The sequence below is a fragment of the Ruegeria sp. BJ5 genome (genome assembly GCF_056537865.1).
The window spans coordinates 42,261-55,936 of sequence record NZ_JBQFSH010000003.1 but is presented as its reverse complement, the minus strand read 5'-3'; the positions used below and the strand labels follow the sequence as shown (position 1 = coordinate 55,936).

Below are 13,676 nucleotides of genomic sequence, written 5' to 3'. Positions count from 1 at the left end.
GACCAAGGAGCAAGCCATGCCTCAACATCCAAGAACATTCTCTCACATCGGGTTGTCCGTCCCGAACGTGGACGAAGCCGTGAAATTCTATTCCGAGGTTTTGGGATTTTACGTGATCATGCCGCCAACCGACGTGGTCGAGGATGACACGGACATCGGCGTGATGTGCACGGACGTGTTTGGCCCGAATTGGAAAAAACTGCGTATCGCGCATCTGGCGACCGCCGATCGTATCGGGATCGAGCTTTTTGAGTTTGATGGAAACTACGCGCCGGAAAACAACATCGACTTTCGCAGGAACGGGACGTTCCATTTCTGCGTCCAGGATCCTGATGTCGAAGGCTTGGTGGAAAAAATCGTGGCGGCCGGCGGGAAACAACGCATGCCTATCCGATACTACTACCCCGGCGAGAAACCCTACCGCATGGTCTATGTCGAGGATCCGTTTGGGATAGTCTTCGAGATCTACAGCCATTCCTATGAATTGACCTACTCGTCGGGTGCCTACACCTGACCGATGGGTAAAGTGGTACCTTGCAATCGAGGAGGGGCGAGAGCGTGCTGCTTGCAGGCAGCACGCGGCGGCTACAGTTCTTTCCGCGCCCGCAGCGCTGCGGTGATGGTCCCGTCATCCAGATAGTCCAACTCGCCCCCGATCGGCACGCCCTGCGCCAGCGAGGTCAGGCGGACCTGTCCTTCCAACTGATCTGCGATGTAATGGGCCGTGGTCTGCCCGTCGACGGTCGCGTTCAGGGCCAGGATTACTTCCGTGATGTTTTCGGCGGTGACGCGGTCGCGTAGGCGGGGGATGCGCAGGTCTTCCGGGCCGACGCCGTCCAGCGCCGAGAGCGTTCCGCCCAGCACATGGTAGCGGCCTTTGAACACGCCCGCGCGTTCCATCGCCCACAGGTCGGCCACGTCTTCGACCACGCACAGCTCTCCGGTGGCGCGGTCTTCGGAATTGCAGATGTCGCAGATGTCGGTGGTGCCCACGTTGCCGCAGTTCAGGCATTCGCGTGCGGTGGCGGCGACCTGCTGCATGGCGTCCGACAACGGCGTCAGCAGCAGGGCGCGTTTGCGGATCAGGTGCAGCACCGCCCGCCGGGCCGAGCGCGGTCCCAGCCCCGGCAGCTTGGCCATCAGATCGATCAGGGCGTCGATGTCACTGTTCGAACTCATGGCCTGTCCTGCGTGGCTTTGGCGGCGGGGGTTTGAGGGGCGAAGATCAGAACGGCAGCTTGATGTCCGCCGGCAGGCCCATGCTTTCGGTCAGCTTGGCCATTTCTTCCTGCGACCGCTCGGCGGCTTTGGTCTGCGCGTCCTTGATTGCGGCCAGGATCAGGTCCTCGACCACTTCCTTGTCGTCGCTGTTGAAAATCGAGGGGTCGATGTCCAGACCTTTCAGTTCGCCCTTGGCCGAGGCCGTGGCCTTGACCAGGCCCGCGCCGGATTCGCCGACGACCATGATGGTGTTCAGCTCTTCCTGCATCTGCGCCATCTTGGTCTGCAGTTCCTGCGCGGATTTCATCATCTTGGCCATGTCGCCCAGACCGCCGAGTCCTTTGAGCATCTGTATGTCTCCTGTCATTCGATTTGCGGCCTAAATACGGGCCGTCTGCGTCCTTCACAAGGGCAGCGCGCCTTCTGCGCGGATGATCAGTCTTCTTCGAACGGGTCCCATTCGTCTTCGACCTCGGGCAGGGCTTCGGTTTCGACCTTGGCCGCACGGTCCTCGGGTGTTTCAATCCGGGTGATGCGGGCCTTGGGGAACTGTGTCAGAACCGCCTGCACCAAAGGGTGCTCTTCGGCCTTGGCCTTCAGCGCCAGCTCGGCCGCGTCGCGCAGTTCGGCGATGGTGGGCGCGTCCCCGTCCGAGACGATCGAGACCGCCCAGCGATTGCCGGTCCAGCGCTGCAGCGCGGACCCGAGCCGCGCGGCCAGGTCGGTGGGCGCCTTTTCGGTGGGCGTGAACTCGATCCGGCCCGGCTGGTACGAGACAAGGCGGACGCCGTTCTCGACCTCGACCAGCAGTTTCACGTCGCGGTTGGCGCGGATCAGCTCGACCACATGCTCAAACGTTGGATAACGCGCCAGCGCGGTCTGCACGTCCTGAGCCAACGCCGCCGTGGGCGCGCCGCCCACACCGCGCGGGGCCGGCGCATGGGCCGAGGCCGTCGCGGTCACGGGCGGGGCGGTGTTGCCGGCAACCGGAACGCCGCCCCCCGGCCCGCCGACGGGCGGCGGAGGGCTGTCCTGAAGGCGTTTGATCAACTCTTCCGGGCTGGGCAGATCGGCCACATGGGTCAGGCGGATCACCGCCATTTCCGCGGCCATCATGGCGTTGGGGGCGGCCGAGACTTCCTCGAGCGCCTTCAGCAGCATCTGCCACATCCGGGTCAGCACCCGCATCGGCAGCGCCTCGGCCATCTGCTGGCCGCGGGTGCGCTCGTCTGGTGAGACGGTCGGGTCTTCGGCCGCGTCAGGGGTGATCTTCACCACCGAGACCCAATGCGTGATTTCTGCCAGATCGCGCAGCACCGCCAGCGGGTCGGCGCCTTCGGCATATTGCGCACCCAGTTCGGTCAGGGCCCCGGCCGCATCGCCGCGCAGGATCATGTCCATCAGGTCCAGCACACGGCCCCGGTCGGCCAGTCCCAGCATTGCGCGCACCTGGTCGGCAGTGGTTTCGCCGGCGCCATGACTGATCGCCTGATCCAGCAGCGAGGTCGCATCCCGGGCCGAGCCTTCGGCGGCGCGGGTGATCAGGGCCAGCGCGTCATCCGAGATTTCCGCGCCTTCGGCGGTGGCGATCTTGCGCAGCAGGCCGATCATCACCTCGGGCTCAATCCGGCGCAGGTCGAACCGTTGGCAGCGCGACAGCACGGTGACCGGAACCTTGCGGATCTCGGTCGTGGCGAAGATGAATTTCACATGCTCGGGCGGCTCTTCCAGCGTTTTCAGCAGCGCGTTGAACGCGCTGGTCGACAGCATGTGGACTTCGTCGATGATGTAGATCTTGTAGCGCGCGCTGGCGGCGCGATAGCGCACGCTGTCGATGATCTCGCGGATGTCGCCCACGCCGGTTCGGCTGGCGGCGTCCATTTCCAGCACGTCCACATGGCGACCTTCCATGATGGCCACGCAATGCTCGCACTGGCCGCAGGGTTCGGTCGTTGGGCCGCCATTGCCGTCGGGGCCGATGCAGTTCATGCCCTTGGCGATGATCCGGGCCGTGGTCGTCTTGCCGGTGCCGCGGATGCCGGTCATGATGAAGGCCTGCGCGATCCGGTCCGCCTCGAACGCGTTTTTCAGCGTGCGCACCATGGCATCCTGACCGACCAGATCGGCAAAGGTTTCCGGGCGGTATTTTCGGGCGAGAACCTGATAGGCGGGGCTGGACTGTGTGGTCATGTCTGCTCTGACGGATTCGTACTGACGATGCAGGGTAGAGTTCCCGGTGCCCCGCGTCCACAGCGCCGGTGCAGGTTTTTCGCTTTGGCGAGCGCGCCGTGTGAGGCATACTGCGCGGATCAAGTTCAATCAGCCAGTTTCGGGGGGAACGTCTGATGACAAATCTTGTGGTTCATGCATTGCAGGTGGGTGGCGGCACGCTGGCCCTGACCTCGGTTCCCGGCGGTGGCGGCGACTATGAAGGAGACCTGGACCTGATTTCAGCCTGGGCGCCGGGGCTGGTGATTTCGATGACAACCCTTGCCGAACTGGTTTCTGTGGGTGCAGGCGAATTGGGCTGTGACATTCATCGGCGCGCCTGTCGGTGGGCGCATCTGCCGGTCGCCGACTTCTCGGCGCCGTCGACCGAGATATCCGGCCGCTGGCCCGAAGTCAGCGCCGCCGCCCGCCATGCGCTGTCGGGCGGCGGGCGGGTACTGGTCCACTGCCGGGGCGGTTGTGGGCGGTCTGGCATGGTTGTTCTGCGCTTGATGATCGAGAGCGGCGAGCAGCCGGAACAGGCCCTGAAACGCCTGCGGGCCGTACGCCCCTGCGCGGTCGAGACTGATGCTCAGATGGACTGGGCCGTCGCCCCGGCGCGCGAGGCACTGGCGACCTGACCTTCAGGCGGTTGCGCGGAACTCGCGCTCGGCCCTGACCACGGGCATGATCGCCGTGGCCTGCAGCATCGCACAGGGTCGATCACTGATGACCTGCGCAGGCAGGGCGTCGCTCTGGTCGTCAAACAGCATGTCGGCGTAGGTATCAAGGCAGTCGGACGGTGTGTCGGCGGCCGCTCCGCAATACACGCGGATCCGTTCGGGACGTGCATCGAACCGCGCCGTGCAGCCATGTTCGCAATGGGCCAGTTCGCTACTGCCTTCCACTTGGAAGTCGGGGGATGTAGCGGCCTGCGCCGTCGCCATTGCCTGCGCGATGGCCCGTGCCATGCGCGCCAATGCCGGGCAGGTCTTTCCGGTGCGCTGGCAGATGGTTGCCGCGAATTCATGGGTATCGGTCTTCCAAATCATGTTGCGCCCTCCGCGCGCTGGGCGAGGTGGATTTGGACAGACGCCGGTTTCAAGGCCAGACCCTGCCCGGACACCCCGTCCGAGTTTCGGTTTCACGTTTGATGGCAGGTCTCCTGACTTGCGGGTCTTTGCTTTGCCGACCTTCCCAACCTTGCGGTCAGTGGTATTTAGGCATCGCTCTCCGCCTACAGTTGCGGGGGCAGTCGCGGCCTTGGTCCGCTCCGGAGTTCCGGGTTGGACCGCACCGTGTTCCCTTTTCATCCCGGACCGAAACGGCACGGGAACCATCCCCTCATCGCTAGCGGTGTATCCGGGATCGAGTCAAGACGGTTTCAGCCCGGTTGCCGGAGTGAGTCCCAAGGGAACAGATCAGGCAGTCTGCGCAGCACATTCGAATCCCTGCGGGCACGGGCCAATTGCCAGCCGCCTTGCATCACGATGAACAGGGTGTCCGCAGCATTTTCAGGGTCGGAAACTCCGAACCGCGCGGCGTGGTTTCGAACTTCGATGATCCAGCTTTCATACAGACGGTCGGCATGTTCCCGAAACGCGCGGTTGTCGGGGCTTTCGAACAGGGTGGCGGCGATCGGGCAGGTCTCCCATTGGGCCGAGGTGTCGAACAGCTTCGCGATCTTGTGGCACAGGGTGGTGACCCCGTCGCGAAAATCCGCGGCGTCGTCGAATGCCGCAGCAATCATGCTCAACATCCCGTCCGAGGCCCAACTGGCCGCCGCCAGGGCCAGATCCGGCTTGCCCTTTGGAAAATGGTGATAAAGCGAACCCTTGGGGGCTTGCGCTTCGGCCAGCAATTCCGCCAGACCGACACCGTTATAGCCCGAGCGCTGGAACAGTCGGGCGGCAGTCACGATCAGGCGATCTTTGGTGTTTGGTGGACGTTGGGTCATGCAGGCCAAATATTGACAGGCCTAGACCAATTGGTCCAGACACAAAGTATTAGACCGATCGGTCCAGAGTGTTTGGAGGCAAAGATGTTGGATTCGCAGCACGCGGTTGACGTGGAAGACTTTAAGTTTCCGTCGGGCCAGACCCAGCTGGCGGCGCGGCTTTACACTCCGGCGGTCGAGCCGCAAACCGTTGTTGTGCTGAACGGCGCAACAGGAGTGCCACGTGACTACTATCAGCACTTTGCTCGCTGGCTGGCCGCCGAGCGCGGTATGGCTTGCCTGACATATGATTACCGGGATTTCGAGCATTCGCTGACCGGGCGGCTGAAAGACTCGAAGGCCACGATGGCGGACTGGGCGCTGATCGACATGCCCGCAGCGCGTGCCGAGATGCGCCGTCGATACCCGCAGGCAAAACTGTGGGTGATCGGGCATTCGGTCGGTGGAATGCTGGGTCCGCTGCAACCGGAAATCGAACAGATCGACCGGATGATCTGTGTGTGCGCAGGTTTGGTGACGGTGGCCGATCACCCGTGGCCCTACAAGGGCTTGGCGACTTTGTTCTGGTATGGCCACGTGCCACCTCTGGTGCGTCTTCTGGGGTACCTGCCGGGGAAACTTCTGGGATTCGGAGCCGATTTGCCGGCGGGCGTCTATTGGCAATGGCGCAAGTGGTGTACATCGCCCACCAGCTATCTGCCCGAATTGGGAGACACGCTTCCCCAAGCGGATTGGAGTCGGGCGAACGCCACGGCGGATATCATTGCGTTCGAGGATGACCAGACTGTGCCACCGCCCGCCGTCTGGCGGCTGGCTGAACTCTATGGTCCGACCGCCCGTCGGCATTTGTTGGAGCCGAGGGATTTCGGACTGTCCGAAATCGGTCATATCGGCGCCTTCGCCCGGCGCAGCAGTGCCGTTTGGCCGCGATTGATCGCCTGACCCGCCCGCAAGCGCGGTTTTCAGGAACAACGACGAAATACAGAGGTTGGATTGACCGGGCCGAATACGTGGCGCGGCGTCAAGTGAGAGGTTGGACATCGACCCAAGCGGGGCTCGTTGTGGCTGCTTCCTTCCGGACCTGACCAGGTTGGCGAGGCGCTTGCCCGCGCCAACCTCTCGACCGACGATATAGGCATCACGCACCCGCTTGGCAACCCGTCACAAAGACAGGCGTACCCTAAGAAACCCGCGCGCGTCCTGCCCGTCGGTGGTGGCTGCAAAGTGGTCGAGCTCGCGCAGGTAGTTTGCAGCGCGTGGCCCGGTCTTCAGAATCACGGACCGGCCCGCCTGCGGAACAAAGGAAAAGCTTTGGGCGGTGTTTTCCACCGGATCCGGACCCAATCGTCCCGCCAGGTAGTCGCGCAAGATTCCCTGGAGGCTCAGCGGCGGCACCGGGATCAGCCGGGCCGGGTCTGGGACGGGAAAGTTGCCGCCGCCATTGGCTCGGTAGCTGTTTGATGCAACGACGAATTGTTCATCCGGATCGACGGGGCGACCCTGATAGGCAAGATCGCGCAGGCGGGAATGGGACGTGTCGATCGACTGGCCGCCCAAATCATATCGCGCGGGCTGCGTCAGATCGAACCTGTAGGTCACCCCATGCAGCACGTCGAAATTGTGCCCGGTGCCCTCGGGGTTGATCAGAACCTGCTCGTCGCTATCGCCAAGTTGCGAGAATTGGGCAGCCGACATCTCCAGCCAATCGGCGATCTGGCGGCCATCCAGCAGCATGGCGGCCAATTGGTTCGGGAACACATGCAAGTCCGAGACATGCCGTACGGTGACATCGCCAGCCGGGACTTCGGTGTAGTGTCTTGGGCCGGCCCGGCCTCCGAATTTCGAAGGTGCGGCTGCGGACAGAACTGGCAGAGTCTCAAAGGCCGTCCCGGCCAGAACCGGTCGCAGGGCTGCCGCCTGGGCTGCGGCGACCAAGTTCAGCCCCTGATCCACCCCGCAGAAGGTGAAATAGCTATGCAAAGGACGATTGATCCGGCCCACCGGCTGGGCAGCGGCTTTGCGGGTCGCTTTGTGGGCTGCGGCAAAAAGTTCGACCATCTCAGGGTCTTCAGGAACGACCCAATCTCCGGCTTCAGCCCCGCCCGGGCAGATCGCGCGCAGATGCGCGCTGTGACCAGCAATTCTCGCTTCTCCCGCGGCGTTCATAGCAAGCGTGAGGTCGATCACCCCCAAATGCGACCCCGCTGATCCGGGCATGACCACGGGTCTGGCCTGCTGCGGGTTACCATCGCTTGGGTCGGGCAGTGTCAGGTGCGTGTGTCCGGCCACGATTGCATCAATACCGTCCAGAGCAGAAAGCTGTGCGACCACATTTTCCGACATCGGCGCGACGTCGGGCTCGCCTAGACCAGAATGTGCAAGAGCCACAATCAGGTCGCAGCCCTGACGACGCAAATTCTCGGCCATCCGGCGCGCCGTGGCGACGGCATCCTCGGCTGCAACCTGGCCTTCCAATTGTGGTGCTTCCCACTTCACCGTCTGCGGTGGCAGGATCGAGAACACGCCAATTCGGACAGGAGTGCTTTGGCCGTTGATGTGGACATGACGGGTCAGGATGGCCTGTTTCTGCCAGGGCGCTACCCCGGTCAGACACTGCATGTTGCTGCACAAAACCGGGCAAGGTGCCCGAGAAACGATCCGGCCCAGAGCTGGCAGACCAAAGCCGAAATCGTGGTTCCCCAGCGCAATTGCGTCGTAGCCCAAGCGCCCAAAGGCGGACATCAAAGGGTGGGTCGCGTCGGTCTGTTCGACCGCCCAGTCACCCAGAAGTGTCCCCTGAAGGGAATCGCCGTTGTCGAACAGCAGGACAGTTGCATTTGCCTCTTCCGCCTCTCGACGTGCAGAGCGGATCAAACTGGCGGTTCGGGTGAAGCCCACACTCGGTTCCGGCCGGTCAGCATAATAGTCGAAACTGGTCAGATTCATGTGCAGATCGGTCGTTGCAAGAATCCGGATGTGCGCGGTTTTCAAGTGGGGATGTGCCTGAAGCAGGGAGGATTTCAGAGCCAATTTTCTTCTTTTAGTTGCTGTTGTGCATACGTTTTCACTGAAAGGTAGAATACAGGTAATCGTCAGGGCTTCCATGCGTCCTTTGCGACAACGATGCTTTTTGCGAGTGTGAATTCCCATTGCACCAGTGCCCAAGTCGTGGCAGCCCTTGTGCAAATTCCAAAGGGACAGGCATGAAACGGGCGGAAAGCGTGACATTTGGCAGCTCTGGACTGGACCGGGCGGCGCAGATCCGTACCGATGCCAGAGCTTTGGAGGCAGCACGGTCCGATCGCACGGCGCGGTGCATCCTGATGTGGCGGGGCAAACCGCTGGTCATGGGCGAAGCGCTGGACCAGTTGGCCTTGGTTCCGATGGACCACGATCTGGTTGCGAACGGACCCGGCGGGGCGGTTGACCAACCGATCTTGCTGGGGCGCAGTGATGCGGGTGCGCCGCTGTTTGCAATGGACATTTCGAATTGGTCTGCCGACGGGTTGGACCTGTCGGGCGTTGGAGCGTTCGTGGACCGAACCGAACAGCAGCATCCGGGGCTGCCCGTGGGCCACGTGTTCGCCGAGCTTCGTCGGATCATGACCCGGCTGTCGGCCCGGGACGCCGAATTGGCAGCCACCGCCAAGGCCGTGATCGGCTGGCACGAGACGCACAGGTTTTGCGCGCGCTGCGGCAACCCGACCAACATTTCACAGGCCGGGTGGCAACGGCTGTGCCCGGCCTGTGGCGGGCAGCACTTTCCACGCACCGATCCGGTGGTGATCATGTTGGTCACGCATGGTGATACTGTCCTGATGGGCAGATCTCCGGGGTGGCCCGACGGTATGTATTCACTGCTGGCCGGTTTCGTCGAACCGGGCGAAACCCTTGAGGCCGCCGTGCGACGCGAGGTCATGGAGGAGGCCGGCGTTCCGGTCGGACCCGTCAGCTATCTGGCAAGTCAACCCTGGCCATTTCCGTCGTCGCTGATGTTCGGGTGTGCAGCGCAGGCGCTGTCGCGCGAGATCACGATCGACCCGGTCGAGATCGAGGACGCGATGTGGGTCACCAAATCCGAGATGATGCAGGCTTTTGCAGGCGAGCACCCCAAGCTTCTGCCAGCGCGGAAGGGGGCAATCGCGCATTTTCTTTTGCGTAACTGGCTTGCAGATACGCTGGACTGACGAAACACTGGCACCCTGACTGAGCAGAAAAGGCCGACATGCAGGTTTCAGCACGCGAAGATATCCAGGCGCCGATCGATGCGGTGTTCGACATGGTCGCGGATTTCGAACGGTTCGAGCGCATGGCGATGCGCCGCGGTGTCGAGGTTCGACGCACCGTCGAGATGCCGGGTCACTGGGTCGGGTCGTGCTGGGAAGCCGATATCATGATCCGTGGCAAGCCCCGCCACGTCGCGGTCGAGGTGGCCGAGTTCGATCGCCCCACAGCCATGCGGTTTCGATCGACAAGCAAGGGGATGAACGGCCTGACCACGATTGATCTTCTGTCGCTGTCGCAGAAGCAGACGCGGCTGAGCATCGAGATGTCACTGGCGGCCAAGACCTTGCCTGCGCGTCTGCTTCTGCAGTCGTTGAAGCTGGGCAAGGCCAGATTCCGACGCCAGTTCCAGATGCGACTGAGCGATTTTGCGCGCGAAATGGAAGAACGCTATCTGCACGGGGCTTGAGAGCCGGCATTTGACCGGCCTCCAGCAGTCCCAAGCGGCTTGCGCGTGGGAGCAGACTAACCGCGTGGTCGAGCAGCGGGGTACACGCCCAGCACTTCCACATTCGTGGTGAAATGCTGCAGTTCATCCATCGCGAGTTGCACGTTGCGGTCTTCCGGGTGGCCGACGATGTCCGCGTAGAACTGAGTCGCCGTGAACGAGCCATCAACCATGTAGCTTTCCAGCTTGGTCATGTTGATGCCGTTGGTGGCAAAACCGCCCATGGCCTTGTACAGCGCCGCCGGAATGTTCCGGACCTGGAACACGAAGCTGGTGATCATCCCGTGCTCGCCACGGCGGCTGCGGTCGTCCTCGCGCGACATCACCAGAAAGCGGGTCGTGTTGTCGTCGCTGTCTTCGATGTGGCGCGCCAGCAGTTCAAGGCCATAGATTTCGCCAGCAAGCTCGCTGGCCAGGGCCGCCGAATGTTTCTCACCCGCTTCCGAGACCTCACGCGCCGCGCGGGCGTTGTCAGGGCTGACCCGCCCGCGGATGCCATGGGCCTTCAGGAAGCTTGCGCATTGCGGCAACAGCACCAGATGCGAATGGGCTTCGGTGATATCTTCGAGTTTTGCGCCCGGCACGCCCAGCAAGTTGATGTGAACCCGCACGAAGGCCTCGTCCACGATGTGCAGCCCGCTGTGCGGGAGCAGGCGGTGGATATCGGCCACTCGTCCATAGGTGCTGTTCTCGACCGGCAGCATGGCCAGATCGGCCTCGCCCGAGCGCACCGATTCGATCACGTCCTCGAATGTTCGGCAGGGTAGGGCCTCCATATCCGGACGCGCATTGCGACAGGCTTCGTGACTGTAGGCGCCGGGTTCCCCCTGAAAGGCGATGCGTTTGGTCATTTGGTCGATTCCGTGCAACAAGTTCCAGAATTGGGCGTTTCGTCGCGGTGTCTATACCTTGCCTCTTGCAAGGGGAAGCCTTAGACACCCCGAAGACAGCTGAAATGGACTCGCGATCAATGTTCGACACGATGACAGTTACCAAGGCCGCAGCCGGCCTGTTCGGTGCCTTCCTTGTACTCCTCCTGGCAAAATGGGGGGGCGACGTTCTCTACCATGTCGGCGGGCACGGCGAAGCCGCCTATGTTATTGAAACCGAAAGCTCGGGCGAAAGCGCTGACGGCGAAGAGGTGGTCTTTGCCGATCTGCTGGCCGCAGCTGACCCGGAAAAGGGCGCGAAGGTTTTCCGCAAGTGTTCGGCTTGCCACAAGCTGGAAGAAGGCGCCAATGGCACCGGTCCCTACCTGTATGGCGTCGTGGACCGCCCGGTCGCGGCGGCCGCGGGCTTCGGCTACTCGGCGGCGATGCAGTCGCACGGCGGCAACTGGACCCCGGAAGAGCTGGATGCGTTCATTGCAAACCCCAAAGGCTATATCCAAGGCACTTCGATGAGCTTTGCCGGTCTCAAAAAGGCTCAGGAACGCGCAGACCTGATCGCGTACCTGCAGACGATTGGCGGCTGATCTGCCCATCCAGACACCGAAATGCGAAAGCCGCTGCCATGTGCAGCGGCTTTTTTTGTCTGAGCAAAACTTCACAAAGCGCTCACGCATTCTAAACTTGCAAGTGTCAGTGCTGGGCTTTTAGCTTGCCCACAAGGACATGGACAGAAGACAACATCGAAGGATGACCCGTATGATTTCCCATCTGCCTGGCGCGCGCGAACAAGGTTTTCGTCATTGGGTCGCGGCATTGGGCATTTCGGCGGCGTTGGTTCTGGGGCAGGCGGGGCCAGTCCGGGCCGACGAGGACCAGATCATTCGCAGCCATGGCTACTCGTACTTCGGCAATCTCGACTACCCCGCCGACTACACGCACTTGAACTATGCCAACCCGGATGCACCCAAGGGCGGCGAGCTGTCATTGGCCGCATCGGGCACGTTTGATTCCCTGAATCCATATTCACGCAAAGGTCGCCCCGGAGCGTTGACGACACTGCAATACGATCGGCTGATGGACAGCACCGATGACAGTGTCGGCCAGTACTACGGCGTATTGGCTGAGAGCCTGGAGTATGACGCCGACCGCAACTGGGTCATTTTCCACCTGCGCCCCCAAGCGACGTTCTGGGATGGCACGCCCGTCACCGCCGAGGATGTGGTCTACAGCCACCGCCTGTTCATCGAACAGGGCCTGCCGTCATATGCGCAGGCCGTCGGGCGGATGGTGACCGGCGCCGAGGCGCTGGATACGCACACGGTCAAGTTCACGTTCAATCCCGAATTGACGGCCCGCAGCCGGATCGAAACCGTCGGCGCGACGCCCGTATTTTCGAAAGCGTGGTTCGAGGCCGATCCGTCCCGTCGCCTCGACGAGCCGCGCCTGGAAGTGGCCGTTGGATCTGGGCCGTACAAATTGGAGAGCTACGATATCAACCGGCGCATCGTCTACAAACGCCGGGACGACTACTGGGGCAAGGACTTGCCGTTCAACAAGGGCCGGCACAACTATGATACCATCCGAGTCGAGTATTTCGCGGACCAGACAGCCGCCTTTGAAGGCTTCAAGGCAGGCGAATACACGCTGCGGATCGAAAGCGATCCCAAACTGTGGGCGACCGGCTATGACTTCCCCAAGTTGAAAGAGGGCTATGTCGTCAAGGACGCGATTGCGAATGGCAGTCCGCCGACCCCGTCGGGATTTGTGTTCAACCTCGCGCGTCCGCAATTTGCGGACAAGAATGTTCGAAAGGCACTGGCGCTGGCATTCAACTTTGAATGGGCCAATGAGTCTCTGCTGTTCGGGCTGAACTCGGCCCGCGATTCGTTCATCGAAGGCACGCCGCTTGAAGCGATGGATACACCGCAGGGGCCAGAGCTGGCATTTCTGCAAGCTTTGGGCGACGTGGTTCCACCCGAGCTGTTTTCCGAACCGGTGACGACCGTTCACGAATCCAACCCGGCGCGCCTGAACGATCGGCGCAACCTGCGCAAAGCCTCAAAACTGTTGGACGAAGCCGGATGGCCGGTGGGCGACGGCAACTTGCGCCGCAATGCTCAGGGTCAGACCCTGCGGGTGAACATCCCCTATCCGTCCAACCTGCCGACATCGACAGCCACGATGATCGAGACCTTTGTCCAAAACCTCCAGGCGCTGGGCGTGGATGCGTCGGCCGAAAAGGTCGATCCGGCGCAGTACACCCTGCGCAGCCGCGAGCGTGACTATGACATGGTTTATTCAACACGCTATGGCGCGTTCCTGTCCACTGGCGGTGGCCTCAGTCAGATGTATGGCTCGAAAGAGGCCGAGTTCAGCCTGTTCAACCCGGCAGGCCTTGCCAGCCCGTTGGTGGACGCCATCATCGAGGCGTCTTTCGCGACCAACAATCAAACTGATCAGGACGCAGCGCTTATGGCCTTGGATCGCGCCTTGCGCTATGAGTTCTTCATCATACCGGATGGGTATATCGCGGAATACTGGACAGCCTACTACAACATGTACGAATACCCCGATCAGTTGCCGCCCTATGCGCTGGGATACCTTGATCTGTGGTGGATCAATCCCGAAAAGGAAGCGGCCCTGAAAGCAGAAGGCGCGCTGCGTTAAC

14 protein-coding genes, 1 other RNA gene and 1 riboswitch are annotated in these 13,676 nt (G+C 62.0%); of the genes, 7 read left to right on the top strand and 8 right to left on the bottom strand.

Annotated features, from left to right (window positions below):
- Positions 1 to 16: 16 nt before the first annotated feature.
- A complete protein-coding gene (locus ACR0NY_RS10930; RefSeq protein ID WP_093964418.1) occupies positions 17 to 514 on the top strand; it encodes a lactoylglutathione lyase family protein in 498 nt (165 codons plus the stop codon).
- A 71-nt stretch (positions 515 to 585) separates the two neighbouring features.
- Here ACR0NY_RS10930 and recR read toward each other — a convergent pair whose 3' ends face one another.
- From recR to ACR0NY_RS10915, 3 genes are all read right to left on the bottom strand, one after another.
- Complete coding sequence (recR, locus tag ACR0NY_RS10925) at positions 586 to 1,179, bottom strand: recombination mediator RecR (RefSeq protein ID WP_170341385.1); 594 nt, start codon at positions 1,177 to 1,179, stop codon at positions 586 to 588.
- Positions 1,180 to 1,225: 46 nt separating this feature from the next.
- Positions 1,226 to 1,570 carry a YbaB/EbfC family nucleoid-associated protein gene (locus ACR0NY_RS10920; RefSeq protein ID WP_005980576.1) on the bottom strand — a complete coding sequence of 115 codons (345 nt, stop codon included), beginning with the start codon at positions 1,568 to 1,570 and terminating at the stop codon, positions 1,226 to 1,228.
- An 86-nt stretch (positions 1,571 to 1,656) separates the two neighbouring features.
- Complete coding sequence (locus ACR0NY_RS10915) at positions 1,657 to 3,444, bottom strand: DNA polymerase III subunit gamma/tau (protein ID WP_302478024.1); 1,788 nt, start codon at positions 3,442 to 3,444, stop codon at positions 1,657 to 1,659.
- Positions 3,445 to 3,566: 122 nt separating this feature from the next.
- On the opposite strand from ACR0NY_RS10915, the gene ACR0NY_RS10910 reads away from it, so the two are divergent.
- Positions 3,567 to 4,070: a protein-tyrosine phosphatase family protein gene (locus ACR0NY_RS10910; protein WP_093964312.1), complete on the top strand. Its 504-nt coding sequence runs from the start codon at positions 3,567 to 3,569 to the stop codon at positions 4,068 to 4,070.
- Positions 4,071 to 4,073: 3 nt separating this feature from the next.
- Here the strand turns inward: ACR0NY_RS10910 and ACR0NY_RS10905 are convergent, their stop codons facing one another.
- Both ACR0NY_RS10905 and ACR0NY_RS10900 read right to left on the bottom strand, forming a co-directional pair.
- Positions 4,074 to 4,481 (bottom strand): hypothetical protein, encoded by a 408-nt coding sequence (locus tag ACR0NY_RS10905; protein WP_170341391.1) that lies wholly within the window; start codon positions 4,479 to 4,481, stop codon positions 4,074 to 4,076.
- Between the two features lie 86 nt (positions 4,482 to 4,567).
- A riboswitch (cobalamin riboswitch) is annotated at positions 4,568 to 4,785 on the bottom strand.
- A gap of 28 nt (positions 4,786 to 4,813) precedes the next feature.
- Positions 4,814 to 5,347, bottom strand: a complete 534-nt coding sequence (locus ACR0NY_RS10900) for a TetR/AcrR family transcriptional regulator (protein WP_367646357.1) — start codon at positions 5,345 to 5,347, stop codon at positions 4,814 to 4,816.
- 123 nt (positions 5,348 to 5,470) lie between these two features.
- Between ACR0NY_RS10900 and ACR0NY_RS10895 the strand changes: the two genes are divergently transcribed.
- Positions 5,471 to 6,328 (top strand): alpha/beta hydrolase family protein, encoded by an 858-nt coding sequence (locus ACR0NY_RS10895; protein WP_170341395.1) that lies wholly within the window; start codon positions 5,471 to 5,473, stop codon positions 6,326 to 6,328.
- Between the two features lie 81 nt (positions 6,329 to 6,409).
- Here the strand turns inward: ACR0NY_RS10895 and ffs are convergent.
- Both ffs and ACR0NY_RS10885 read right to left on the bottom strand, forming a co-directional pair.
- Positions 6,410 to 6,508: signal recognition particle sRNA small type (ffs, locus tag ACR0NY_RS10890), an RNA gene on the bottom strand.
- A gap of 39 nt (positions 6,509 to 6,547) precedes the next feature.
- Complete coding sequence (locus tag ACR0NY_RS10885; protein ID WP_170369220.1) at positions 6,548 to 8,491, bottom strand: bifunctional 2',3'-cyclic-nucleotide 2'-phosphodiesterase/3'-nucleotidase; 1,944 nt, start codon at positions 8,489 to 8,491, stop codon at positions 6,548 to 6,550.
- A gap of 98 nt (positions 8,492 to 8,589) precedes the next feature.
- On the opposite strand from ACR0NY_RS10885, the gene nudC reads away from it, so the two are divergent.
- On the top strand, positions 8,590 to 9,573 hold the full coding sequence (gene nudC, locus ACR0NY_RS10880) for an NAD(+) diphosphatase (RefSeq protein ID WP_170369222.1): 984 nt from the start codon (positions 8,590 to 8,592) through the stop codon (positions 9,571 to 9,573).
- Positions 9,574 to 9,611: 38 nt separating this feature from the next.
- Positions 9,612 to 10,079, top strand: a complete 468-nt coding sequence (locus ACR0NY_RS10875) for an SRPBCC family protein (RefSeq protein ID WP_170341401.1) — start codon at positions 9,612 to 9,614, stop codon at positions 10,077 to 10,079.
- Between the two features lie 56 nt (positions 10,080 to 10,135).
- On the opposite strand, the gene ACR0NY_RS10870 is transcribed toward ACR0NY_RS10875, so the two are convergent.
- The gene (locus tag ACR0NY_RS10870) at positions 10,136 to 10,969 is read right to left on the bottom strand and encodes a prephenate dehydratase (RefSeq protein WP_093964319.1); all 834 of its coding nucleotides are present in this window, start codon (positions 10,967 to 10,969) and stop codon (positions 10,136 to 10,138) included.
- A 119-nt stretch (positions 10,970 to 11,088) separates the two neighbouring features.
- Here ACR0NY_RS10870 and ACR0NY_RS10865 point away from each other — a divergent pair, with 119 nt between their 5' ends.
- On the top strand, positions 11,089 to 11,592 hold the full coding sequence (locus ACR0NY_RS10865; protein ID WP_170341467.1) for a c-type cytochrome: 504 nt from the start codon (positions 11,089 to 11,091) through the stop codon (positions 11,590 to 11,592).
- A gap of 163 nt (positions 11,593 to 11,755) precedes the next feature.
- Positions 11,756 to 13,675, top strand: coding sequence for an extracellular solute-binding protein (locus ACR0NY_RS10860; protein WP_254432938.1), 1,920 nt, complete (start codon positions 11,756 to 11,758; stop codon positions 13,673 to 13,675).
- The last annotated feature ends 1 nt before the right edge of the window (position 13,676 follow it).